The 23,717-nt window shown below is 69.5% G+C and carries 23 protein-coding genes; 11 read left to right on the forward strand and 12 right to left on the reverse strand.

The features are described 5' to 3' along the window. Positions 1 to 994, forward strand: a 994-nt coding sequence (locus HNR40_RS50495; protein WP_312896850.1) for a serine hydrolase, incomplete at its 5' end; no start/stop codon positions are given. A gap of 27 nt (positions 995 to 1,021) precedes the next feature. Further along, positions 1,022 to 2,764: an ABC transporter family substrate-binding protein gene (locus tag HNR40_RS50500; RefSeq protein ID WP_184975177.1), complete on the forward strand. Its 1,743-nt coding sequence runs from the start codon at positions 1,022 to 1,024 to the stop codon at positions 2,762 to 2,764. Positions 2,765 to 3,157: 393 nt separating this feature from the next. On the opposite strand, the gene HNR40_RS50505 is transcribed toward HNR40_RS50500, so the two are convergent. The 5 genes from HNR40_RS50505 to HNR40_RS50525 all read right to left on the reverse strand — a co-directional run bounded on the left by HNR40_RS50505 (position 3,158) and on the right by HNR40_RS50525 (position 8,289). Then, positions 3,158 to 3,748, reverse strand: coding sequence for a TetR/AcrR family transcriptional regulator (locus HNR40_RS50505; protein ID WP_184975180.1), 591 nt, complete (start codon positions 3,746 to 3,748; stop codon positions 3,158 to 3,160). A gap of 245 nt (positions 3,749 to 3,993) precedes the next feature. After that, positions 3,994 to 4,992: an aldo/keto reductase gene (locus HNR40_RS50510; protein ID WP_184975183.1), complete on the reverse strand. Its 999-nt coding sequence runs from the start codon at positions 4,990 to 4,992 to the stop codon at positions 3,994 to 3,996. Positions 4,993 to 5,207: 215 nt separating this feature from the next. Beyond that, entirely contained in the window at positions 5,208 to 6,221 is a 1,014-nt protein-coding gene (locus HNR40_RS50515) for an ArsR/SmtB family transcription factor (RefSeq protein ID WP_184975186.1), read from the reverse strand. A 299-nt stretch (positions 6,222 to 6,520) separates the two neighbouring features. Further along, complete coding sequence (locus tag HNR40_RS50520) at positions 6,521 to 7,699, reverse strand: FAD-dependent oxidoreductase (protein WP_184975189.1); 1,179 nt, start codon at positions 7,697 to 7,699, stop codon at positions 6,521 to 6,523. After that, positions 7,696 to 8,289, reverse strand: coding sequence for a PadR family transcriptional regulator (locus HNR40_RS50525; RefSeq protein WP_184975192.1), 594 nt, complete (start codon positions 8,287 to 8,289; stop codon positions 7,696 to 7,698). Before HNR40_RS50525 ends, HNR40_RS50520 begins: the two co-directional genes overlap by 4 nt. A gap of 76 nt (positions 8,290 to 8,365) precedes the next feature. Here HNR40_RS50525 and HNR40_RS50530 point away from each other — a divergent pair, with 76 nt between their 5' ends. Continuing rightward, positions 8,366 to 8,833 (forward strand): tetratricopeptide repeat protein, encoded by a 468-nt coding sequence (locus tag HNR40_RS50530; protein WP_184975195.1) that lies wholly within the window; start codon positions 8,366 to 8,368, stop codon positions 8,831 to 8,833. Here HNR40_RS50530 and rph read toward each other — a convergent pair. Continuing rightward, the gene (gene rph / locus HNR40_RS50535; RefSeq protein WP_184975198.1) at positions 8,826 to 11,393 is read right to left on the reverse strand and encodes a rifamycin-inactivating phosphotransferase; all 2,568 of its coding nucleotides are present in this window, start codon (positions 11,391 to 11,393) and stop codon (positions 8,826 to 8,828) included. The genes HNR40_RS50530 and rph overlap by 8 nt on opposite strands. Before the next feature lie 118 nt (positions 11,394 to 11,511). Here rph and HNR40_RS57730 point away from each other — a divergent pair, with 118 nt between their 5' ends. The 3 genes from HNR40_RS57730 to HNR40_RS50550 all read left to right on the forward strand — a co-directional run bounded on the left by HNR40_RS57730 (position 11,512) and on the right by HNR40_RS50550 (position 13,765). Further along, positions 11,512 to 12,030 (forward strand): helix-turn-helix domain-containing protein, encoded by a 519-nt coding sequence (locus HNR40_RS57730; protein ID WP_184975201.1) that lies wholly within the window; start codon positions 11,512 to 11,514, stop codon positions 12,028 to 12,030. Beyond that, positions 12,027 to 13,148, forward strand: a complete 1,122-nt coding sequence (locus HNR40_RS50545) for a retropepsin-like aspartic protease (RefSeq protein ID WP_184975204.1) — start codon at positions 12,027 to 12,029, stop codon at positions 13,146 to 13,148. Before HNR40_RS57730 ends, HNR40_RS50545 begins: the two co-directional genes overlap by 4 nt. 98 nt (positions 13,149 to 13,246) lie before the next feature. Further along, positions 13,247 to 13,765 (forward strand): hypothetical protein, encoded by a 519-nt coding sequence (locus HNR40_RS50550; protein WP_184975207.1) that lies wholly within the window; start codon positions 13,247 to 13,249, stop codon positions 13,763 to 13,765. An 11-nt stretch (positions 13,766 to 13,776) separates the two neighbouring features. Here HNR40_RS50550 and HNR40_RS50555 read toward each other — a convergent pair whose 3' ends face one another. Further along, complete coding sequence (locus HNR40_RS50555) at positions 13,777 to 15,120, reverse strand: carotenoid oxygenase family protein (RefSeq protein ID WP_184975210.1); 1,344 nt, start codon at positions 15,118 to 15,120, stop codon at positions 13,777 to 13,779. Between the two features lie 156 nt (positions 15,121 to 15,276). Here HNR40_RS50555 and HNR40_RS50560 point away from each other — a divergent pair, with 156 nt between their 5' ends. Continuing rightward, a complete protein-coding gene (locus HNR40_RS50560; protein ID WP_184975213.1) occupies positions 15,277 to 16,209 on the forward strand; it encodes a TetR/AcrR family transcriptional regulator in 933 nt (310 codons plus the stop codon). On the opposite strand, the gene HNR40_RS50565 is transcribed toward HNR40_RS50560, so the two are convergent. From HNR40_RS50565 to HNR40_RS50580, 4 genes are all read right to left on the reverse strand, one after another. Further along, positions 16,199 to 18,043: a M4 family metallopeptidase gene (locus HNR40_RS50565; protein ID WP_184975216.1), complete on the reverse strand. Its 1,845-nt coding sequence runs from the start codon at positions 18,041 to 18,043 to the stop codon at positions 16,199 to 16,201. The genes HNR40_RS50560 and HNR40_RS50565 overlap by 11 nt on opposite strands. A gap of 113 nt (positions 18,044 to 18,156) precedes the next feature. Further along, positions 18,157 to 18,327, reverse strand: coding sequence for a hypothetical protein (locus HNR40_RS50570; protein WP_246510815.1), 171 nt, complete (start codon positions 18,325 to 18,327; stop codon positions 18,157 to 18,159). Between the two features lie 8 nt (positions 18,328 to 18,335). Beyond that, positions 18,336 to 19,400 (reverse strand): DPP IV N-terminal domain-containing protein, encoded by a 1,065-nt coding sequence (locus tag HNR40_RS50575; protein ID WP_184975219.1) that lies wholly within the window; start codon positions 19,398 to 19,400, stop codon positions 18,336 to 18,338. Between the two features lie 67 nt (positions 19,401 to 19,467). Continuing rightward, a complete protein-coding gene (locus tag HNR40_RS50580) occupies positions 19,468 to 20,574 on the reverse strand; it encodes an MBL fold metallo-hydrolase (RefSeq protein WP_184975222.1) in 1,107 nt (368 codons plus the stop codon). Between the two features lie 176 nt (positions 20,575 to 20,750). Between HNR40_RS50580 and HNR40_RS50585 the strand changes: the two genes are divergently transcribed. The 4 genes from HNR40_RS50585 (at position 20,751) to HNR40_RS50600 (ending at position 23,113) form a co-directional block, all read left to right on the forward strand. Further along, positions 20,751 to 21,077 carry a PadR family transcriptional regulator gene (locus HNR40_RS50585; protein WP_184975225.1) on the forward strand — a complete coding sequence of 109 codons (327 nt, stop codon included), beginning with the start codon at positions 20,751 to 20,753 and terminating at the stop codon, positions 21,075 to 21,077. Then, on the forward strand, positions 21,074 to 21,430 hold the full coding sequence (locus HNR40_RS50590; RefSeq protein ID WP_184975228.1) for a DUF1048 domain-containing protein: 357 nt from the start codon (positions 21,074 to 21,076) through the stop codon (positions 21,428 to 21,430). The genes HNR40_RS50585 and HNR40_RS50590 overlap by 4 nt, the downstream gene beginning before the upstream one ends. A 1-nt stretch (position 21,431) precedes the next feature. Then, positions 21,432 to 21,758, forward strand: a complete 327-nt coding sequence (locus tag HNR40_RS50595) for a DUF1048 domain-containing protein (RefSeq protein WP_184975231.1) — start codon at positions 21,432 to 21,434, stop codon at positions 21,756 to 21,758. 110 nt (positions 21,759 to 21,868) lie between these two features. Next, positions 21,869 to 23,113, forward strand: coding sequence for a serine hydrolase domain-containing protein (locus tag HNR40_RS50600; protein WP_184975233.1), 1,245 nt, complete (start codon positions 21,869 to 21,871; stop codon positions 23,111 to 23,113). Positions 23,114 to 23,120: 7 nt separating this feature from the next. Here the strand turns inward: HNR40_RS50600 and HNR40_RS50605 are convergent, their stop codons facing one another. Beyond that, entirely contained in the window at positions 23,121 to 23,594 is a 474-nt protein-coding gene (locus HNR40_RS50605) for an NmrA family NAD(P)-binding protein (RefSeq protein ID WP_221341824.1), read from the reverse strand. Positions 23,595 to 23,717 lie beyond the last annotated feature (123 nt).

Below are 23,717 nucleotides of genomic sequence, written 5' to 3' on the forward strand. Positions count from 1 at the left end.
CACCCCTCAGCGATCGGACACGTTGGTCTGGTCGGTTGACGCTCCTGGGCGATCGTCGGCTGATCGTCTGCGATCGCGGGGGAGTGGTGGGCGGAGGCCGGGTGCGGCCACGCCTGAGGCGATCCGGGAGCACGCGAGCGGGCTCGGCGCCGAGATCTGGCTGCACGCGCGTGACCTGGACACCGGGAAGGAGGTGGGCATCGGCGAGAACACCCCGGTGGTCACCGCCTCGGTCTTCAAGGTGCCGGTGGCCCTCGAACTGGCCCGTCAGTCGGCGGCCGGCGAGATCGACCTCGCCCAGCGGGTCACCGTCCCGGACGAGGGCAACGTGCCGTCGCCGTACGGGCTGGCCATGCACCGTGACCACGTCGTCGTCTCCTACCGCGACCTGGCCCAGCTGATGATGGTGATCAGCGACAACGTCGCCACCGACCTGGTCCTCGATCGGGTGGGCAAGGACCGGGTGGCCGCTCTTCTGGCCGAGCTGGGTCTCGGGGGCACCGCCGTACCGGAGAACTGCGCGGAGATTCTGGCCAGTGTGGCGCAGGACCTCGGCACCGCCTACAGCGACGACGAACGCCAGCTGACCGAGGTGCCGCTGGAGCGGCTGCGGTCGTTGCGCGCGCTGGACCCGGCGCGGACCTGCCGCACGACGCCCGAGGAGATCACCCGCCTGCTGGCCGGCATCTGGCGCGATGAGGCGGCGGCGCCGCAGGCGTGTGCGCTGGTACGCGGCTGGATGGGCGCGCAGGTCTGGCCGCACCGGCTGAGCAGCGGGTTTCCGGGGGACGACGTCGTGATCAGCGGCAAGACCGGCACGCTGCCGCTGATCCGCAACGAAGCCGGCGTGCTCGAGTTCCGTGACGGCGGCAGGTACGCCGTCGGCGTCTTCACCCGCGCCGCCGACCCCACCCCCAACGCCCCGCACCTCGACGCGCTGATCGGCTGGGCGGCCGCCGAGGCCGTCGCCCAGTTGCGCGGCGAGCGCCACTGATCCAACTCACCCCCTTTGGAGCCGAACATGGCTTTGCGCCGCACATATCCGAAGGCCTTCCTGGCCGGCGCCCTGGCGCTACTGCTCACCGCCTGCGCGGGCGGAGGCGGAGGCGGCGCGAAGACCGCGACGTCCGGCGACGGCCGCGTCACCGGCGAGGTGAACACGGTGAACACCGCGACCGTCGGCACCGGCGGCACCGTGACCTACACGATCACGTATCCGATCTCGAACTGGAACGTGCTCAACGCCGGCGGCGCCACGTACTCCGTGATCGACATCTCCAGCGTGCTGCTGCCGGGGGCCTTCTCCATCCAGCCCGACGGCTCGGTCACCCAGAACGCGGCAGTCGTGACCAGTGCGGAGAAGACCGGCGACTCACCGCAGACGATCACGTACACGATCGACCCGAAGGCCGTCTGGTCCGACGGCACCCCGATTTCGGCCGACGACTTCGCCTACACCTGGCGGGCGCTCGACCCCCGCACCTGCCCGAAATGTCAGGCGGCGAACAACGCCGGGTACGACCGGATCAAGTCCGTCAAGGGCTCCGAACAGGGGCGTACCGTCACGGTCGTGTTCGATCGGCCGTATGTGGACTGGAAGGCGCTGTTCTCGCCTATCCTGCCCGCCCACGTCGCGAAGACCTACGGCCCGACCGACACCCCCGCCGGCCTGGAGAAGAGCTTCAACGAGGGCCTCGCCAAGTCGGTGCCGAAGTTCTCGGCGGGGCCGTTCAGGATCGAGGAGTTCACGGCGGACGGCTCGGTGGTGATGGTCCGCAACGAGAAGTGGTACGGCAAGCCGCCGAACCTGGACAAGCTCATCTTCCGCCTCATCACGGACGTCTCCCAGCAACCGACCTCGCTCGCCAACGAGGAGGTCGACGTGATCTACCCGAACCCGCAGGTCGACATCGTCCAGCAGGTCGACGACCTGCCCGCGGTGCGCTACCAGGTGTCGCCGAGCGCGTCCGTGCACCAGATCTGGCTGAACCACAACGCCCCGGCCCTCAAAGACGTCGCCCTGCGCAAGGCGATCTTCCAGGCGGTGAGCGTCAAGGACCTGATCGCCAAGACGATCGGCCAGTTCGACAGTACGGCCGAGCCCCGGCTGAGCCAGATGTTCCTGAGCGGCGCGCCCGGTTACGCCGACGTGGTGAGCGAGTTCGAGTACGGCATCGGCGACCCCGCGAAGGCCAAGAAGACGCTGGGCGACGCCGGGTATACCGGGGTGGGTTCCAAGCTGGTGGCGCCGGACGGCAAGCCCGTACCGGCGCTCCGCTTCGCCGTCCAGGCCGGAGACCAGCTGCGCGCCTCTGAAGCCCAGCTGGTCAAGGCGGCTGTGGCGCCGCTGGGGATCGAGGTGCAGGTGGCCACGGTGTCCAACACCGTCGATGCCGTACAGGAGGGGAACTGGGCGATGACGGTCGGCACCGTGTCACAGTCGCCGTTCACCGCGACCAGCAACATCCCCTACTTCCTGAGCTGTGAGGAAGGGGTGAACTTCTGCCGCTTCAACCTGGGCAACTACCGCAACCTGAAGGTCGACAAGCTCCTCGACGACGCCCTCTCGGCGACCAGCGCGGAGGAGGCGACGAAGAAGCTGCAGGAGGCGGACAAGATCGTCTCATCGGACTACTCGATCTTGCCGCTCTACCAGAACCGATCATTCCTCGCGTACGACGCGAAGCTCGGCAACATCCGCGACAACAGCCTGTCGTTTCCCACCTACAACACCGAGCAGTGGGGCCTGCTGAACGGCTCCTGACCACACCCAGGTCGTGGGGCGGATGCCCCATCAGCCTCCGCCCCGTCCCGTCGCCCGTGGCTCCAACCCAACCCCCTGACGCCACGCCGCCCGAATTCGAGGTAAAGCCTCCGACGCGACACGCCCTCGGCCCTCGCCTGATGCTTCACCCAAGCCCTGACGCCACGCAGCCCGCATGCCGCCCGACAGTTGGGCAGGGGCGGCATCCGGGTGGCCGGGCACAAGCGGCAACCAGGCGGTTGGCTGGGCGTGGGTGCCGTCCGGCGGGTGGCGAGGCATGGGCGGCGACCGGCGGATGGTTAGGCATGGGCGGGGATCGGCGGTCAGCTGGCGTGGGTGCGGTCCGGAGGGCAGTTGGGTCATGGGCGGTGACTGGGTGGGGCGGGGTTGGTGTCACCGGCGACGGCGAGTGATCCCCCGCTCGATCAGCGCCCACACCGCATCGAAAGCCTCCTCGATCCCCGGCCGTGCCCACTCACCGGCATAGGCGGGATCGTGAAAGCGGTTCATGGCATCGAAAACGGCCCGTGCGGTAACCGGCGGATCCTCCACGGAGACCTCTCCTCGCGCGATCCCATCACGCAAGATCCGCTCAATCTGCCCCACCAGCCCCTGAATGTGCCGTTCAATGACCCCACTGGACTCATGGACCAGCACCATGTACGTCGCGAACAGCTCAGGATCCTTCAACGCCTTGGCCCGCTTCGCCGCGAACAACACAGCGAACCAGGTCCCCAGCCGAGGAACCGCCGGCCCCTCCGCCTCAACGGCCGCGACGAGCGAAGCATGCGCCTGATCCAACCAGCGCTCAGTCACCGCCTCCCGGAGGGCCGCCTTACTGGGAAAATGCCGATAAACACTCCCATGGCTCACCCCCAGAGCCCGCGCGACGTCCACCACGGTGGCCTTCGCGGGCCCATACCTCCGAAGCACATCCTCAGCCGCGCCAAGAATCTGCTCCGGAGTCAACACACCGTCTGTCATATGACCAATTCTGTCAGCCCAACCATGCGCGTACATCCACGCGAAGCACACTTCCACCCACTACGACCACTCGCACCTGGGTTCATCGCGTCATGGTGTGTGGCGCGACGGTCGCTAGCTTTCACTCGCAGTGATCGTTCCGGTGGTGCTGCACCAGGGCCGAGTTTCCGTGGGCCACCAGGACGAAGCGGCTGTGTGGCCCAGGCGTGACGTGCCGGCGGGTGGCCGGTGTGGGGTGGTGGGGTTCAGGAGGTGGTGGTCTCGCTGTCGAGGTGGGCCATCTGCTGTTCGGCATAGCGTGCGCCGGCGGCCGAGCCGTGCGGGATGGCGGACTCGACGGCTGCCAGGTCGGCGGGCTTGAGGTCGAGGTCCAGCGCGCCCAGGGCCTCGGACAGGCGGTCCCTGCGCCGGGCCCCGACGAGCGGGACGATGTCCTCGCCTTGCGCCAGCACCCAGGCGATCGCCAGCTGAGCCACCGTGGCCCCCTTGGTGACGGCGAGTTTCCGGAGAGCGTCGACCAGCGCGAGGTTGTGGGCAAGGTTCTCGCCGGAGAATCGTGGGCTCACGGAGCGGAAGTCGCCCGCCGCCAGCTGACGGTCCTTGCCCCAGTGACCGCTGAGCAGCCCGCGCGACAGCACCCCGTAAGCGGTCACCCCGATCCCCAACTCCCGGCAAACCGGCAGGATCTCCTTCTCGATCCCACGCGAAAGCAGCGAGTACTCGATCTGCAGATCCGCGATCGGATGCACCGCGTGCGCCCGCCGGATCGTCTCGACTCCGGCCTCGGACAGCCCGACATGCCGTACATGCCCCTTGGTGACCTCGTCCGCGATGGCCCCGATGGTCTCCTCGATGGGCACCGCCGGATCCACCCGCGAGAGCCGGTACACATCCACATGATCGGTGCGCAACCGCCGCAACGTGTACGCCAGCGACGTCTTCACCGCCGCCGGCCGCCCGTCGTACCCGAGCCAGTTCCCGTCGAAGTCGCGCTGCGCGCCGAACTTCACACTGATCTGTACGGCATCGCGGTCCCTTCCCCGGAGCGCGTCCTGGATGAGCAGCTCGTTGTGCCCCATCCCGTAGAAGTCGCCGGTGTCGAGAAGGGTGACACCGGCATCCAGCGCCGCCCGGATCGTGGCGACGGACTCAGCCTCGTCGGCCGGCCCATACAGATCCGACATGCCCATGCACCCAAGACCGAGCGCCGACACCGACGGACCGTTGTTTCCCAGAGTTCGCATGACCTCACTATGGCATATGGACTGACAGATTTCAAAATCTGTCACCACAACTCACAACCATGCAACCGCACCGACCGAACCCGGTCGCCTACGCCTTCACGGTCCCGAGACCCGCCAAGATCGCCAGCAGTCCTGCTGACGCCGCCTTCACGCACCCAGCAGGCGACCTCAAGACCTGCAGGTCAGCCCCAGCTCAAGGGGTCGATTGGTCCTCTTCACCCGCCGTTGAGGAGCATGGCTCCCAGCGTGGTCAGGGTGTGGATCACGGTGTTGCGGTGCCTCTGTGTGGTGATCAGCCCGGCCTCACGCAGTACGGTCGCGTGCTGGCTGGCGCCCGCGGAGGAGATGTTCAGGTGGCGGGCGATCTCACCGGTCGTGCGCCCTTCGGCGATGGACTCCAGAACCGCGGCCCGCGTACGGCCCAGCAAAGAGGCCAGCCGCCGATGATCCGCATGCTCACCCTTGGACCAGATGTCGGCGCCCGCCTGCAAAGTAGGCCGGGCGGGCAGAACGAGAATGAAAGGCCGCTGCGTGTCCTCGGGGTGGAGCATGCTGGGCCAGGTAGAAAACAGCGACAGAGCGATGTCGAGTCCGCGTCCCTCCAAATGGAAGTCGGTCAACGTCGCGTTCCAGGGGTCATGGGAGATGGTTCTTCTGCGAAGCTCCAGGACAGGCGGATTCCACGTCAGGGACGGATGTGAACTCAGCAACCCGGCGATACCACGGGCGGCGAGAACCCGTGAGGCGACCAGAGTCCGCGCCTCGAGGTGCCCTTTGACCCGGTCCCAATAAGGCTCGACCGTGGCGGAGAATCCCATCTTGAGCGTCCGCGCCAGCGCCGTACGCGCGGGCCCGTCGCCGAAGGCGAGCTGACCGACGGGATCGGGCACCCGACGGGAGCCCACCACGTAGTCGACCTCCGCATAAAGCATCCACTGAGGCACGCCGCGCAGCCGGTCGAGCGCGTCGTCCATTTCCGCGTGTACGCCCACGAGTGAGGGCACGTCCAGAATGACGCTGTTGGCCGGGGCGATGAATCGCGTGATGGCCGCGGCCTGCGGCGGGATACGTCGCCTCGCGGTTCTGCGCCACGCCTCGAACAGCGCGGGACTCGCGGTGTGCTGCAGAGTCTGAAGGGCGAACGCCGTCTCGGCGAGCGGTCCCAGCGTCCCGATCAGCCGGGTCTTGGCCAGGTCTTCCACGGACAAGGTGTAGCGCCTGATACGCATTGACCTTCCTGGGGTGTCGTGCCACGGGTACACGCGATTGAACGTCGGCGGAAAACTGTCTAGCACGCGGCGGTTGATTGGATTCAGAGCAACGGCCCCAATCAATCAACGGCGAACAATCGCCCCGCTGAGATTCCAGCGGGGCAAGGCATGTCATCCGTGGGACCGCGGCTGCTGACCAGAGACCAGGTGAGGCCGCTGTCTTCGGCGAACCGGGCAGATCCGGCTCGGCCCTGCTGCGGGCGCGCCCCTTCGAGGGGGTGGCGGCCACGACGTCCCGCATGGCGGGCCGGTGATGGTCAGCGGCGGGCGGCGAAGTCGATGCGGTGGTGGTGCAGGTCGCCGAACATCTTCTCCGGCGTCATCACGGTCTTCATCATCACGGGCATGAGCAGGTCGCGGACGATCCGGGCGAGCGGACCCGCCGCCTTGTCGTTGTTGATCTTGGCGGCGCGGGCGATGATCCGCTCGACGCGGTCGCGGCGTACCGACTCATAGGCGGCGAACGCGCCCGCCACGGTCGGGACGTCGCGCAACGCGCGGGCCAGTTCGAGCGAGCTCTCGATCGCCTGCGACGCGCCCTGCCCCGAGCTGGGTGAGGTCGGATGGGCCGCGTCGCCGACCAGGACGACCCGGCCGCGATGCCACGTCCGCACGGTCGGGATGTCCTCCAGCGGGCCCGGCTGGGCGACGTCCTCGGGTGTCAGCAGCGCGACGATGTCCCGCGCGGGGATGTCGTCGGCGTGCCGTTCACGCAGGGCGGCGAGCCAGTGCTGCGGTGAGGCGGTCTTCGCCTCGGCCGGATCGGCGGCGGGGACGTTGCTGAACCAGAGGATCTCCCGCTCGTCGATGAAGTAGCCGAAGAACGCCCGCTTGCCGAAGGCGAAGTGCTGGTACGCGCCGGTGGTGGGCAGGCCGGGGTTGGGGATCCAGCCGCCGAACCCGAGCAGCCCGGTGAACCGGGGCGCGGGCGCGGCGGAGTCCAGGGTGGACCGGACGGCGGACCGGATGCCGTCCGCGCCGACCAGGACCTCGCCGATGGCCGACGACCCGTCCGCGAAGTGCGCGGTGACCTTGTCGCCCTCGTCCTCGACCGCGGTGAGGCGCTTGCCGAACTCGACCCTGATCCCTCTGCCGATGGCCTCGTCCATCAGGGCGCGGTAGAGGCGATCCCGGCGCAGCAACAGGCTGGAGGGCAGTCCGGGCAGCCCGTCGAAGCGGCCGACGGGCCGTCCTGTGTGGTTCTGCATCACCATGCCCGGCACCTCGATGCCCACGGCGGCCACCGCGTCGTCGGCGTCGATCTGCCTTAAGGCGTTGCGTCCGTTGGGGGCCAGCGTCAGCGCGCCGCCGACGCCGTCCGCCGTGGTGCGGTAGGCCTCGTACACGGTGGCCGCGACGCCACCGCGCTGGAGCGCCATCGCGGTGGCGGTGCCGGCGATCCCGCCACCGATGATCAATGCGTGTTCGACGGTCATGTCTTCCCCCTGAACTGGTGGTTCCACGCCTGGCGGTAGTCGTCGCCGGCGACGGACGCGGCGAGCCGTTCGACAAAGGCCCGTTCGGCCTCGACCTTCGTCAGCCGGTAGTCCTCCTCGATCAGGAACCACCAGGCCAGGTCCCGGTCGCGGGCACGCTGGACGGTTTCGGTGATCTCCTCGGCCGCCGCGGTGAGCGCCGCCAGCCGTTGCCTGAGCAGGTCACCCGCCTCCTCGGGCGGCAGCACCATGAACAGCGACAACGCGACGCCGAACAGCGGGTACTCCGAGGCTGGTTCGGCGACCAGTTCGCGTATCCAGTCGAAGAGCTCCAGGCGGCCGGTCGGGGTGATGGCGTAGACGGTGCGCTCCGGGCGTGCCGAGTCGCGCAGCGTCGCCTGTTCCGCGATGAACCCGGCCTTCTCCAGCTGGCCGACCACCATGTAGAGGGAGCTGCGCGTGTACTTGAAGTCCCGTTCCTTGCCGTACTCCACGAACCGCCGGGCCATCTCGTAGGGGTGCATCGGCTCCTCGAGGAGACCCGCGAGCACGGCCAGCCCGAGCGGGTTCGCCACCGTTCGTCGCTTCACTTCAACTCCTTAGTCGATACCAACTATACAGGATCAACTATTGCTAGCGTGGTGGGTGAAGGCAGGGGAGAGGCTGATGATCACCGACCCCATCGTCACCCGGATCGGCCACGGGGTGGAGCTGCACCATCATCGAGGTCAGCGTGATGCGGCCCGTGACCTGTTCGCGCAGGTCTGGGATGACATCGGCGGTGAGCAGGGCGACCCGCTGCACATCTGCGTCCTTGCCCACGCGATGGCCGACGTGCAGGACGACGTGCGTCAGGAGCTGATGTGGGACCTGCGCGCGCTCGCCGCCGCCGGCCTGCTCACCGACGAGCGGGTGGCGCGGGCGGGGGTGGCGCTTCCGGTGGCAGGCCTGTACCCGTCACTGCACCTCAACCTGAGCGAGTGTTATCGCAAGCTGGGCGATCTCGAAAACGCCCGTGAGCACCTCCGGCGGGCCCAGGCCACCATCGGTGCCCTGGGCGACGACGGATACGCGCAGCTCATCAAGAGTGGCCTGGAGCGACTGACCGCTCAGCTGGATCCGCCAATTACATAGGGAGGATCTCGACGTATCCGTCGCTTCCGTGTACGCGGATTCGCTGCCCATCCGCAATCAGCCGGGTGGCGTCCACCACGCTGACGACGGCCGGCAGGCCGTACTCCCGTGCGATCACCGCGCCGTGTGTCATCAGGCCGCCGACCTCCGTCACCAGGCCGCTGATGGCGACGAAGAGGGGTGTCCAGCTCGGGTCCGTATGGGCCGTGACGAGGATGTCGCCCGGTTCGAGATCGGCCTGGGCCATGTCCAGGATGACGCGGGCGCGCCCTTCGACGGTCCCGGCGGACACCGGCAGGCCGATGAGAGCGCCGGCCGGCACGTCGTCGCGACGGTAGGACCCGGTGACGGACTCGCCGTCGGAGGTGAGCACCCGGGGCGGGGTGAGCGCGTGGTAGGAGCGGAAGGCGTCCTTGCGCTGCTGGATGAGCTCGGAATCCACCCGGTTCGTGCGTATGACGTCGTGGAGCTCCTGGAACGTGAGATAGAAGATGTCGGCGAGCCCGAGGCGCTCGGCCTCCTTCAGCAACGCCTGCTTGTAGATGAAATAGCGGCTGACGATGCCGTACTTCGGGTACTCCCGGTAGCCGATGAAGGTCCGGACCCGGTCGATCATCCGCTTGGTCTCGTCGGCCTTCCGTTCCCCGTCCGGCAGGGCCCGCAGGCGTTCGAGCACCTCCTGCGCCTTCTTCTCCGCCTTCTGCCGTCCCTGCTCGAAGCGCAGCTTGGCGGCGCCCGGCTCGAAGTTCCTGACGTTGTCGAGGATCGCGGGCACGAGCGTGGCGGGGCTTTCGCTCCAGCGCGGCCTGGTGATGTCGATCTCGCCGACGCAGCGCATGCCGTACCGGTGAAGGTAGCCCTCGATGGCGTCGCGCGCGTCGCTCCCGCCCGCGAACTTCGGCAGCTCGTCCAGGAAGCCGTCGTCCCGGACGTCCTGCAGGTACGCCACCACCTCCGGATGCGCGCGGATCACGTCGGCGACGTCGAGCAGCGCCAGTCCCATCTCCGACGTGATGTTGCCGGGGGCCGAGAGTGTGAGGGTGTCGGCCGCGTTCTTCTCGCCCAGCCATTCCTGGAGCTGGTCGTTGAGCCACCAGGTGGCGTCCATCCCGGCCATGATCGCCTGCATGCTCGCGGGGTCGCTGAGAGCTCGTTTGTGCTCCTGGAACGCCTCCAGCAGGAAGTCGAACAGCTCCGGTCCGCTCTTGGTCCGGATGTCGCGCCGCAGCGCGTCGATGGCGGCCTCGCTGCGCTCGATCAGCTCGGTGACGATGGCCGGATCGGTCGCGATCGGAGCGGGCGCGCCGCCTCCCGGCGGCCCGCCGGGCGCGGCGTCGGGCAGCGCCGGGACGAAGTCGTCGCGATCGAGTACGGTCTCCAGCGCGTCCCTGGTCAGCGGATCGGACCTGCCCACCATCTCCAGGAAGCCGGGGCGCCTCATGTGCCGGGTGGAGTCGACGAACAGCCTTCCTCCGGCCTCCAGCATCGGCGCCAGGGCCGTCAGCTGCCACATGGAGAGCCCCAGCGGCTTCATGGGGTCGGTCATCATCTGCTGATGGCCGACGGACAGGTAGACGTGGTTCTCGTCGTCGTCGGCCGCGGGGATGGGGAACAGCGTGGTGATCGGCCGGCTCTGCACGATCTGGAAGTCGTCGTCGGCCAGGCACCATTCGATGTCCTGCGGGCGGCCGAAGTGCGCTTCGATCCGGCGCCCGAGGCGCACGAGCCGTACCACCTGCGCGTCCGTCAGCGCGGGCCGCTCCTGCCGCTGCGGGTCGATCGCCACTTCCTCCGTGCCGCCGGACGGCAGGGCGTGGAGGGCGAGCTGTTTGGCGGCGATCGTCCTGGCGATGATCTCGCCATCGCGCACCTTGAAGACGTCCGGGTTCACCAGGCCGGAGACCAGGGCCTCGCCGAGGCCGAAGCCGGCGTCCACGGTGGCGACCTTCCGGTTGCCCGTGACGGGGTCGGCCGTGAACAGGATGCCGGACGCGTCGGAAAAGACCATCCGCTGCACGACCACGGCCATGTGGACCGTCCGGTGGTCGATGCCGTTGCGCAGGCGGTAGATCACGGCCCGCTCGGTGAACAGCGACGCCCAGCACATGCTGACGTGCCGGAGGATCGCCGCCTGCCCCACGACGTTCAGGTACGTGTCCTGCTGGCCGGCGAACGACGCCGTCGGCATGTCCTCGGCCGTCGCGCTGGATCGCACGGCGCAGGCGGCCTGCTCGCCGAGCCGGGCGAGCGCGCCGGTGATCGCCGCGGCCAGATCGTCCGGGACGGCCATGCCTTCGATCGTCTGGCGGATCTCCGCGCTGAGCGTGCGGATCGCCTCCCGGTCATCGGGGTTCAACCGTGACAGCCGATCGAGCCGCTCGGCGATCGACGGCGTGTCCGCCATGATCCGCCGGAAGGCCGCCGTCGTCACGGCGAACCCGGCGGGCACGCGGACGCCTTCGATCCGCGACAGCCCGCCCAGGTGCGCGGCCTTGCCTCCGACGACCGCGATCTTCGTCTCGTCAGCCTCTTGAAGATCCAACACATACTTCTCGCTCATCGCGATCCCTCCGAGGCGGTCGTGCCCATCAAAAACTGCTCCGCTCTGTTCTACCGGAGCACCTGACCGAGTACGCTCTTCCGTAATTACGGAAAAGCGGAAATTGGAGGAGATGCGAGTGGAGGACCGTCTTGCGGCGCTGGAGCAGCGGGTGGAGCGGCTGGAAGCGCGGCAGGCCCCCGGACCACCGATCACGGCCACGTCGGCGCTGGAACTGCTGCGCCACCTCCAGGGACGAGCCGAGGAAGGCGCGGGCGCGGTGGCCTACGCGGGAGCGGCGTTCCTCGGCGGCGGTGAATACATGTGGGCGGGCGAGCACGACCTCACCGACCTGATGGCCGCCGACTGGGCGGCCGCCGCCCCGGTCCTGGAGTCGATGGGCAGCCCGCCCAGGCTGGCACTGCTCGCGGCGCTCGTCGGCGGGCCCAGGAGCCGGGCGGAGCTCCAGGAGGCGCTGGGCGGCGAGACCTCCAGCGGCCACCTCTACCACCACCTGCGCGAACTGCAGAACGCCGGGCTGATCGGGCAGCAAGGGCGCGGCACCTACGCCGTCGTCCCCCGGGCGGTCATCCCCCTCCTGGCCATCCTCGCCGCCGCCCTCGACCTCGGCCGGCCGGCCGGAACGGAGTACTCATGAGGCTGTTACCGCCCAGTCCGGCACGGCGCGCCTGGAGCGCGGGAAGGATCGAGGAGTGCGCCCGCCTGGCGGCCGAGGAGGGAGACGAGCGGCTGCTCGTCCTGACCGACCTCGTCCGCGGCCGGTACGAGCAGGGCCTGGCCCGCTACGAAACCGGCGCGCTCCGCCTCCGCGCCCTCGACGAGCCGGTGACGCACGCCTGGCTGCACCTGGACCAGGTGGACAGAGCCTGCGAGCACTTACGCCGCCGCGTACCTCCTGACCTGGCCCTGCGACGCGAGCACCCGATGACGATCGAGGTCGCCGAGCTCGTCACGCTCCCCTTCCGCGACCACCCGCTGGCCCCCTACCTGCCCGCCGTCGAAGGCGACCTGAACGGCCACCGGAGCCTGCTGCACCTGGACACCGGCGGCACCTTCCTGGTGATGGGCGCCGAGCGGGCGACCCGCATGGGCATCGAGTCCGTGCCGAACGGCCGCCGCCACCAGGGCCTCACCTCCGCCCCGGCCCGCACCGGCATCGCCCGCGAACTGGACCTCGGCGGCGCGAGGCTGACGAACGTCCCCGTGGACATCCTCTCGACGCTGACCGGCCCGCAGGACATCGTGATCATGGGAACCAGCCTGCTCAGGCGCTTCCTGCCCACCATCGACACCCCAGCGGGCCACCTGCTCCTGGCCCCGCGCGGCGCGGCGAGCCCGCCGCAGGGGGTCCGCGTCCCCTTCTACCTGTGGGCCGATCACTACATGTTCGCCACCGGCGGCTACGGCGAAGGCCGCGACCTCACCTTCTTCGTCGACTCCGGCCTGGTCCAACTCCTTCCCGGCGAGGACGGCGAACTCCGGCAGGCGGCCACCCTGGCCACCAGAGCCCAGTACCGCTCCTGGGGCATCCCGCGCGCCGACCTCACCGGCACCCACCTGCGGGCCGCCCAGCCCCTGCGCCTGGGACCCCTGGAACAGCCCGGCCACACGTTGTCCATCGCCCCGGCGAGAACCGTGCCCTGGTCCAGCTTCGGCGGCATCAGGATCGACGGCCTGCTCTCGCAGGCCTTCCTCGCCCAGTACGCCTGGACCCTCGACTTCGACCGCTTCGAATACACCTTCCGCCACCGGTAAACGATCTGTGGCCGGCAGGGCAGTGGCGATCCAAGGTCACCCGAGAGACGCTCCAGCGACAGCACAGCACCCCCGACCGTCCCCCGAGGGAGAACGCCATGACCGGAAGCCGAGCCTGGATGGCCGCCGTGGCCGCCGTCATGCTCGCCGCGAGCGCGCTCACGACCGGAACCGCCCACGCCGCGGTCGGGCTGCTCCAGTGCCAGGGAAGCGAGAGCGTCACCTACAGCCCCAGCGTCATCCTCACACCGCGCAACGTCACGATCACCACCAACGGCCAGTTCACCTCGTGCGTCGACACCCAAGGCCAGGTGACGAGCGGCTCGTACGGGGAGACGTTCACCATCGCCGCCGGATGCAACAACCTCCTCGACCCCTTCCAGGCCGAGCGCGTCGTCACCTGGAGCACCGGGGACTCCAGCACGCTCACCGGCTCCGGCTCCTCGACCGCCGCACTCGGCCAGGTCATCACCACGATCACCGGAACCGTCACCGCGGGACGCTTCCAGGGCCGCACGGTCGTTCAGACGATCACGCTGCCGCAGACGCAGCTCCTGCTGTGCCTCACCACGGGCCTCACGGGCACGACCGGACTGACGACCCTCACCCTCACCTGATCCGCCGCTGGTCAGGCGCCGGGGATCCAGTTGCCGTGGAAACCGAGCGGGACGCGGACCGGCAGGTGGACGCGGGCCACGGGCGGTCCCGTGAAGTCCTGGGCGGAAAGGATCACCAGGTCGGAGGCGCCCCGGTCGGGGTCGGCGACGTAGGCCATCAGGTAGCCGTCGTCCTCGCCGCCGCCGGAGGGGTTGGCCGCGAACGCCGCCTCCCCGACCGCGGCGTCGCGGGCGAACCCGTGAACCTCGGTCGTGCCGTGCCGCAGATCGTGCTTGACGAGCGCGTTGGTGAACGACTCGTCGGGGTGGGGGCCGTCGGTGATGAACGGCGTGCCGTACACGGGACTGACCGCGGAGTAGCCGAAGCGGTGCGGCAGGGTGGCGAACGCGTCGTTCACCCGAGGGAAGTCCTGCGCCCGGTCGTCGAGTCGCCGCTGATCGACGGTGCCGCGCACGGGGTCGATGGTCCAGCGATCCAGCGTCGGCTCGATCGCGCCCGGGTCGAAGACGTCGGCCGGGCCCTCCGCCCGGATCAGATCGACGGTGATCGTGGCGCCGTCGTCGTGGGCGTTGAGGACGTGGCTGACGTAGAAGGGGGCGACCGGCAGCCAGCGGACCTCGCCGCCCGCCCGGGGCAGGACTCCCACGCGTGCCTGATACGCCGGGTCCCACTGGAAGGACATCGCCTCCATGGTGAAGACCAGCGGGATGTCGAAGACGACGACGTAGTTCTGCGAGAGGGCGAAGTCGTGCAGGAACGGCGTCCGTGTCCCCTGCAGGGGGATGTTCGTGGCGCGGGTCACCGTTCCGGCCGGGTCGGTGGTGATGTGCTGCGCGAACGGCTGTCCCATCAGGTACGCCACGGAGTGCAGGTCACCGGTGCGCGGGTCCACCTTGGAATGCGCGTTGGCGCTGAAGCCCTCCGGGGTGGCGCCCAGCGGGCACGGCCCGATCGTGTCCAGGTCCTCGCCCAGTTCGTGGGGGAGCCCGCCACCCTCGATGAGGGCGAGCGTGCGACCGGCGTGCCCGATCACGTGGACGTTGGGCGAGGGCACGACGAACCCGGGATCCTCCCCCCGCTCCAGCTTCCGCAGCGCGTCGTCGACCTCCGCCGAGCGGACCCAGCGGTTGCGGTACCACTCGGCGCGGCCGTCCCGGATCCTGACCCCGTGCACCATCCCGGCGCCGAAGGCCCAGAAGTGGGCGGAAGGGTCCTCCACGCCGAGCGGGTTGGGTCCCATCCGCAGGTAGCGCCCGTCCAGGTCGGCGGGAATGCGGCCGGTCACCGGCAGGTCGTGCACGGTCACCTCCTCCTTCACCGGGGCGAAGGGGCCTTCGAGATAGCGGTTGCTCATGTTCACTCCTTTGTACGGTGTACGAGGATGACCGTACGCCGTACCGAACAGCGGAGAGCAGGTTGAGTGGGGTGTGCTAGGCCAGCGGACGAGCGGAAACCCGCCCGCGACCTCGAAGACTTGGCACCCCGACCCACGGTGCTGTGTACTAGCACAATGGAGCGGTACCGGCAGATCATGGCCGACATCACGCGGCGCGTCGCCGAGGGCGAGCTGCGTCCTGGCGACCGCGTCCCGTCCACCAGGCAGGTCGCCGAACAGTGGGGCGTGGCCACCGCGACCGCCGCCAAGGCGCTGACCGCGCTGCGCCAGGAGGGTGTGGTGGTGACCGTCCCGCGCGTCGGCACCGTGGTGGCGGAGAAGGCCCACGCCCGGCCCGCCCCGCCCGGTCCCTCACCCCCGAAGCCGGGCCGCGAACGTGTGATCGGCGCGGCGATCGCCATAGCCGACGCCCAGGGCTTCGACGCGGTCTCCATGCGCAGCGTCGCCACCGCCCTCGACCTGCCCACCATGTCGCTGTACCGGCACGTGCGCGGCAAGGAGGAACTGGCCGCGCTGATGACCGACGCCGCGTTCGGCGAGCTGGAGTTCCCCGTCCCGCCACCGGCGGGCTGGCGGGCCAGGCTGGACCTCGCCGCCCGCCTCCAATGGCGCCTCTACCTGCGCCATTCGTGGCTGCCCCGGCTGGTCTCGCTCACCCATCCCCAGCCGTTGCCGAACTTGTTCCGCTACGCCGACTGGGCGATGAAGGCCGTGCGCGAACTCGGGCTCGACCCCGAGGCCGGTCAGATGGCGTGGTGGACGGTGGCCAACTACGTCCGGGGCACGGCCACCAACCTGGAGCAGCAGGCGGAGTCCGAACGCCACACCGGCCTGACCTCGGACCAGTGGTTCGCCTCCCACATGCCGGTCTTCCAGGCGGGCCTGCCGTCCGGCGCCCTGCCCGCGCACGTGAGTCCCCAGGACTTCGACCTGACCGCGTTCTTCGAGTTCGGGCTGGAGCGCGTGCTGGACGGCATCGCCGTGCTCGTCGGCCGCCGAGGCGCAGGGCTCCAGGCTCGGAACCCTGCGCGGACGCTCACGCGGTGACGGTCAGGGTGAGGACGGCGATGCGGTCGGTGGAGGTGCCGTTGGCGCGCACCGTGACGTAGTAGGTGCCCGGTGCCGTGCCGGCGCCGGCCGTCACGGTCAGGGTGGATCCGGTGCCGGAGGTGATGGCCTGCGGGGTGAAGGCGGCTGTCGTGCCCGGGGGCAGGTTGGTGGCGTACAGGCTGATGTCCTGCGCGGGGGGCACGGTGGTGACGGTGGAGACGGCGACGTTCACCTGGCCGCCGGGCGGGACGGTCACCGAGGCCGGGGTGAGCGTCACGCCGAAGAAGTTCGGGCAGCCCTGGGGCTCACCGGCGACGGCGGGGACGCGGACGGCGTTCCAGGCGGCCCGCACGGTCTTCAACTCCACGCAGGTGTTGGGGAACAGCTGGGCGGCCGCCTCCAGGGAGGCCCGGCGGGCCCGCTGGTGCGTCCAGACCTGGGTCTTGCGCAGCAGCGTGCCCATGAAGATCTGGCCGGCCTTGCGGATGCCGAGCCCGGCGATGATGGAGTTGTCGCAGGTCGGGCTGGGCGGCTGGCCGTTGACCGGGTTGCTGCCCTCGGCAAGCAGGTAGAACCAGTGGTTCTGCACGCCCGCTCCGACCTGGGGCATCATGGGCGGCACCTGGCTGGAGAAGCAGTCCGGGTGGCCGCTCAGGATGGAGGGCCGGTACATGTAGCGGATCGGGCCGGTGCCGGCGATGTTGACCTCCTCGCCGACCATGTAGTCGGGCGGGTCGAGGGTGGCGGGCTGGTTGGCGTAGTGCTCGGTCAGCGCGCCGAAGATGTCGCCGGAGGACTCGTTGAGGATCATCTTCTCGTTGGTGCCGTAGTCCTGGCCGGGGGTGTGGGCGAAGATGGCGTGGCCGTACTCGTGGGCCACCACGTCCATCGAGGTGGCCTGGCGGCGGTTGTCGGTGGTGTGGCCGAAGCTGGCGTTGATCCCGTTCCAGTAGGCGTTGACGTCGTTCAGGCCGACGCGGGCGGGGAAACCACGCCCGAGGCCGTCGAAGCCGTCACGGTCCAGCCAGACGTCGAGCATCTCCCACTCTCTGTCGATCGCGTACATCGTGTCCACGCAGGCGGTCTCCAGGTTGGTCCCGCTGCCGTTGCCCCAGGAGTCGTCGGCCCCGGTGTACGGCGCGCCGTTCTGCCCGCCACAGGCGATGCCCGGACGCATCACGTCGGTCATCGAATAGACGCCGCCGGAGACGCGGGTGGGGAAGGTGACGGGGTTGCCGTTGTAGAAGCTGTTGCCCACCCCCGCCATGACCTCCTCGGACTTCTGCGCGATCGCCCCGGTCCCGGCGTCGACGAAGACGTGAAGCCTGCTCGGCCTGCCCCGGTCCGCGCCGGTGACCACGACCTCGTAGACCAGGCGGCCGCGGCCTTCGGCCATGACGCTCAGCTTGGGCGCGGCGACCGACGCGACCTCGCTCAGTTCGGCCCTGGCCAGCCGGGCCGCCTCGTCCGCGCTGAGCTTGGGGGTGGTGCTCACCTCCAGGGCGGCCTCCTGAGAGACCGATGTGCTCAGTACGCCGCCGGCGGCGTCGGTCACCACGACGAAGTCACCGCCGTGGACCGGCAGCCCCGCGTAGGTGCGGGTGTAGGGGGTGTAGCGCAGGCCGCCCTGACCGGCGATCACTCGCTGCCGGGTGTAGGCGTCCTGGGGCGAGCTGTGCAGCATCGCGGGCCTGGAGGTGACCAGGTGGTCGGTGGCTGCGGCGACGCGGTCCGGCGACTTCGGTGGGTCGGCGGAGGCGGGCGGGATCGAGAGGGTCACGAGCACACTGACGGTGCCCGTGACCATCGCTAACGCGGCACGGCGTCTCACGGGAGCGCTCCTTCGAACTGGGCGGCAGCGCGGGATCGCCGGGCTGCCGGCGACGAATGGGGGAGGAGCCTCTTGCATTCGATCCTGTGAGCCACACCTGGTCAATGTCCGAGTCAGGACAGCGGACGGCCGTGCGAGCGCAACGGCACCGCGGACTCCTCCTTGAGCCGGGCCACGATCTCGGCCGCGTCGCCGCTCGCGGCGGTCGCGTCCGGCCGGTCGAGCGGCTCCCGCAGCGTGCTCGACACCACCGTGGCGGGCAGCGCGCCTGGCTCGACGCTCACCTGCCCGCCTACCAGCGCCGGATGTCCGGCGAGACGCCCGCCGAGATCATCCACGCGGACCTGACGGTGTCGCTGGGCGGCCGCCTCCCGGCCCCGCTCAACCGCACCGACCTGGGAGAACGAGCCGCCGACCTCCTGGCGTGGGTGTGGCGGGAGACGGTGTCGCCCACCTGGCCGAGGCGTCGCAGGATCGTCGAGGCGGACATCACCGCCCGGTCGGAACGGCTGAGCCAGAGCGGGTGGGCCGCGGTGCTGGACGGCAGCGGCCCGGCATGCGCTGGCTGGGCGAGGGCGATCTCCACGGCCCGTCCGCCCTTCGGCCGGGCCGTGATCTTGGGGCCGTGGTGGCTCAGGGTCCGTGAGATGACGACCGTGGTGGATCCCGCAGAGGTGCCGGTGTGCACGCCGGGCTCCTCACTCAGCCGCCGCAGCCCCGAGTCCGTCCGGTACGCCCACAGGTGGGCCTGCGACGGCTCGTCGGAGGCGGTGAACAGGATCGTCTCACCGTCGATCGCGACCACCTCCTCCAGTTGCAGGCCGGCCGGGGTGACCGGGTGCCCGGCGAGCAGGAGCCGCCGGGTGTCCTCCAGGTCGGCGCTGGTCACGAGGCCGCCCGCGGCGGTGCGGGCGGGCAGTCCGGGCACGAGCCGTACCCACGCGTCGCCGCGTGCGACCAGCAGCGAGCGACCGTCCGGCGCCCACCAGTAGCCTCGGTCGCGCCCCATCTCCTCCGCGGCCACGTACTCGGGCAGGCCGTAGGTGATCTCCTCGCCGTCCGGCTCGGCCACCGCGTGGTCGTCGCCGTCGTGGTTGACCCGCAGTGCGCCCCGGCTGACGTAGGCGATCCGCCGGCCCGCCGGGTCGGGGCGCGGGGCCACTACCTGGCCGGGGGTGTTCAGGTGGCGTTCCTCGCCGGTCGCGCAGTCGAGGGCCCACAGGCAGGAGAGCGGATCGTCGCCCGCCTTGCTCCGGAGGAAGTACACGGTGCGGCCGTCGGGGCAGACCGTTAGGTGGCGTGGGGTGCCGAAGGTGAATCGCTTGGTACGGGCGAGTTGTGCGGGGAGCGTGTCCATGCGGGGATCTCATCGGGTTCCGCGGGCCGAGCGGTAAGGGTTTCGCGGGAGGGCGAAACCTCGGCTTTCAGCGGCGCACGTTCAGGCGCATGAGGTCCTTGCCCACGATCATCTTGCCGCGATATCCGGCTTTGCCCGCGCCGGCACGGGCGCGCTGCTGCCACTGCGCGTGCGGCTGGAAATCTCCGATGTGGCTGAGCACAAGCGCGTCGACGCCCGACTGCCGGGCCACCGTGCCCAGATCGAGGACGTCCGTGTGTGTCGTGCGCATGTGCTCCACGAAGTGCTCCGAAGCTCCGTGGTCGTGCCACCACTGGGGATCGTTGGCCTCGTGGACCAGGATGTCCGCGCCGTCGGCGAGGGTGGGGATGTTCGGCGTCAGGGTGGTGTCCCCCGAGAAGACCACGCTGCCGTGTTCGGTCTCGAACCTGTACGCCAGGCTGGGGAAGACGACGCCGTGGGAGACCAGGATGGCCGTCACCCTGACGTCGTCGTTGCTCATCACGGGGAAGGGCTTCATGGCCGGCGCCGTGTCGCCGATCGGGGACGCGCCCACGTCCGGCACCTTGATCTCGTTGACCCGGAGGACGGCGGCCGGGTCGAATCCGATCTTCTCGGCGATGAAGGTGTTGCTGGAGTAGGCGAAGGCCTCGTTGGAGAGCCTGGTCAGGTCGGCGAGGCCGGGGGTCGGGCGGTGGGGGGCGACCCATTTCGCGCCGGGGACGTCGGGCAGCGCGCCCGCGCTGGGCGGGCCGTAGACGTCGATGCGCGGCATGGCGCCGGTCTGGGACATGATCGCGGGAGCCATGTACATCGCCAGGTTGAAGTAGTCGGCGATGTGGTCGGCGTGGAGGTGGGTGACGAAGATGCCCTTGAGCCGTGCCGGGTCCAGGCCCGCGCGCACGTACTGCGACACCGCCCCGCGGCCACAGTCGACCATGTAGACGTCGCCCCGGACGACGAGCGCGCTGGCGATGCCGAAGCGCCCGCTGGACGGCGTCGGACCGGCCGCGGTTCCGAGCAGCACCAGGTCGGTCCCGTCGGAGGGCGTGCTCGCCAGCGCGGGCTGGGCGAGCGCTCCGACCGAGGCGATGCCGGCGGCGAGGGCACTTGAGCGCAGGAGCGTCCGCCGGGTCAACGGGCCGGGCGTATGGGCATTGTCGTGAGTGTTCACAGAAGTACCTCTCCTCGGTGCACGAGCGGAGCGAGCCTCGACGAGATGACGTTTCCACGACGCCGCGCGCCTTCGCGTCGGTGATATCCACCTAGTCCTCGCGCACTCACTACTCTGTGGTACTGTGTAGTGGTACTCGGTAGTACAAAGTACCAAAGGAGCGAAGAGGACCCACGATGGACGACCTGACGGAGATGCTGAAGGGCACGCTCGAAGGGTGCGTGCTCGAAATCATCGGCAGCGAGGAGACCTACGGGTACGCCATCACGCGCCGGCTGAACGAACTCGGCTTCGCCGACGTCGTCGAGGGCACGGTTTACACCATCCTGCTGCGGCTGGAAAAGAACGGGCTCGTGCAGGCGACGAAACGGCCGTCAGGGCAGGGCCCGCCGCGCAAGTTCTATTCGCTCAACGAAGCCGGGCGCGAAGAACTCGCAACGTTCTGGGCCAAATGGGAGTACATCACAACACGGATCGACAGGCTCAAGGAGGGCGGGAGATGAACTTCTGGGAGAGCATGACAGGCAGCGATCTCACCAGGGAATGGAAGGCTTTCGAAGTCCGGGCCGCGGCATTGCCGGCCGACTATCGGGCGGCATGGGAAGAGATCAAGGGTCATCTTTCCGGCTACGGGGACTTCACCGGCCGGAACCTGATGCCGATTCTCGACAACGCCCTGGGGCTGCTCGAAGAGACGGCGGCCGATGGGCAGGGCATTCAGGACGTGCTGGGTGACGACGTCCAGGGCTTCTGCGCGGCGCTGGCCGGCGGAGAAGGGGCTCGGAGTCAGCGCGACCGCTGGCGCGAGCAGTTGAACAAGAACGTCGCAAGGAAACTGGGCCGGCTAGGAGGCTGACGTGGGCATCCAAGACATCATTGAAGGCAAGAAGCAGTGGCGGGCGCACGTGGCGCGGGTCAAGGCGCTCCCGCCGGATTATCAGATCGTTTACAAGGAGATTCAGCGGTACATCTTCAAGGTCGGGCCGGTCGATTTGCTCGACGGGCCACTGCTCTCCGGGATTGTCGACTTCTTCGAAGAGGGCGTCGCCGCCGACCGGGGAGTCCTGGAGCTCATCGGCGATGACGTCGCCGCCTTCTGCGACGACCTGATCAAGGACTCCCGCACGTACGCGGACGTCTATCAGGAGTCCATCACCGGGGAATCCGGCAAGGCTGGGAAGTAACACCCCGCCTCGGCCCTCCCCCGTATTCATGCGCGGGCTTCGTCGGCGTGCCGTACGCACGCTTGATTCGGCGCGCCCGCTACAGCAACGCCGAGACAAGGGATATCCGAATGACAACCACTCAAGGCCCCGGAAACCTCTCCGTGAATGTGGAGGAAGGCTGGGGGAAGGTCGCCGACGCGTTCCTGGCGAACTTCGAGAACCCCGGCGAGGTCGGCGCGGCCTGCAGCGTCTACGTGGGCGGCCGCCCCGTCGTCGACCTGCGGGGCGGGCTCGCCGACCGCGAGGCCAACCTGCCGTGGAGTGAGAGCACGATCGTCCAGGTCGCGTCCACGACGAAGGGCGCCACCGCGATCTGCGCCCACATGCTGGCCCAGCGCGGTGAGCTGGACCTGGACGCCCCGGTCGCCCGGTACTGGCCGGAGTTCGCCGCCAACGGCAAGGAAGAGATCAAGGTCCGCTGGCTGCTGTCGCACCAGGCCGGTCTCCCGCTCGTCGACGGACCGCTGACGTTCGAGGAGGCGTGCGCGTGGCATCCGGTCATCCGCGCGCTGGAGGCGCAGAAGCCGCTGTGGAAGCCGGGCACCGAGCACGTCTACCACGCCGTCACCTACGGCTTCCTCGTCGGTGAGGTCGTGCGCCGGATCTCCGGCAAGTCGCTGGGCACGTTCTTCGCCGAGGAGGTGGCCGCCCCGCTCGGGCTGAGCGCCTGGATCGGGATGCCCGAGGAGCACGAGGGACGCGTGTCCCGGCTCCACTTCGCCGACGCGTTCAGCGTGGAGGAGCTGCTCGCCGGGATGATCGCCTTCACCGGGCTCGACGCGGAGACGGTCGCCGCGTGGGTCGAGTCCATGTGGGCCCCGGGCTCGATCCAGATGCGCGCCGGTGAGCTCGGCGGCGCGCTGGACAACACCTCCGGGGAGTACATGTACACGCGTGCCTGGCGCGCGTCCGAGTTCCCGGCGGCGAACATGCTCGCGGACGCGAGCTCGCTGGCCCGGATGTACGCCGCCACGGTCAGCGACGTCGACGGTGTACGCCTGCTCAACCCGTCGACGGTCGAGACGATGACCGCCGTCCAGACCGACAAGACGCGCATGTACGGCCTGCCGCCGGGCCTGGACATCCCGGCCGACCGCTCCTTCTACATGTCCCTGGGGTTCGGCCGAGCCTGCCCGATCGCGCCGATGGTCGGACCGGGCTCGTTCGGTCACCCGGGGTCCGGCGGCTCGATCGGCTTCGGCGACCCCGACGCCGAGGTCGGCTTCGGCTACGTCACGAACCTCTGGAACTTCCGGCCCGACGACCCCCGCGCGTCGAACCTGGCCAAGGCCGTCCGTTCCTGCCTCGGGTGAGACAGTGTCAGGCCGCCGCGAGGACGGCGGGCTTGAGGGTCTGCGCGCACCACTGCGCGAATCCGGTGGCCGGGCCCGCCTGCGGTGAGCGGGCGACGCCCGAGTCCAGGCCCTGGTCCTTGGCGCGCTTCATGTCGACCATGGCCTCGACGAACGCCTCGTTGAGGCCGTAGCCGAGCATGGTGGACCGCATCTCGTCCAGCGGCTGGCGCTGGTAGCGGACCGGCCGGCCCAGCTCCTCGGACATGATCCGGGCCAGGTCGTTCGGCGACAGATCCTGCGGCCCGAGCACCGGGACACTGCCGACGCCGCTCCAGGAACGATCCAAGAGCAGCCCGGCCGCCGCCGAGGCGATGTCGGCCACGGCCACCATCGGGGCCGGACGGTCCGCGGCGACGGTGTCGGTGAAGACGCCTGCCTCGCGGATCGAGCCGGCCTCCTCCAGCAGGTTCTCGAAGAAGGACGGGGTTGGCCAGCGCACGGTAGCGGTAATGACGATCACGAAAAACGGCTCTGGCGCGATCAATGGGGAGCGATCACGTTCGGTGATCTCAGTTGTGCAGAGCCATGGCGCGGAGGAGGTCGTAGTTCGCGCGACCGAACA

The sequence above is a fragment of the Nonomuraea endophytica genome, assembly GCF_014203235.1.
GTDB classification, from domain to species: domain Bacteria; phylum Actinomycetota; class Actinomycetes; order Streptosporangiales; family Streptosporangiaceae; genus Nonomuraea; species Nonomuraea endophytica.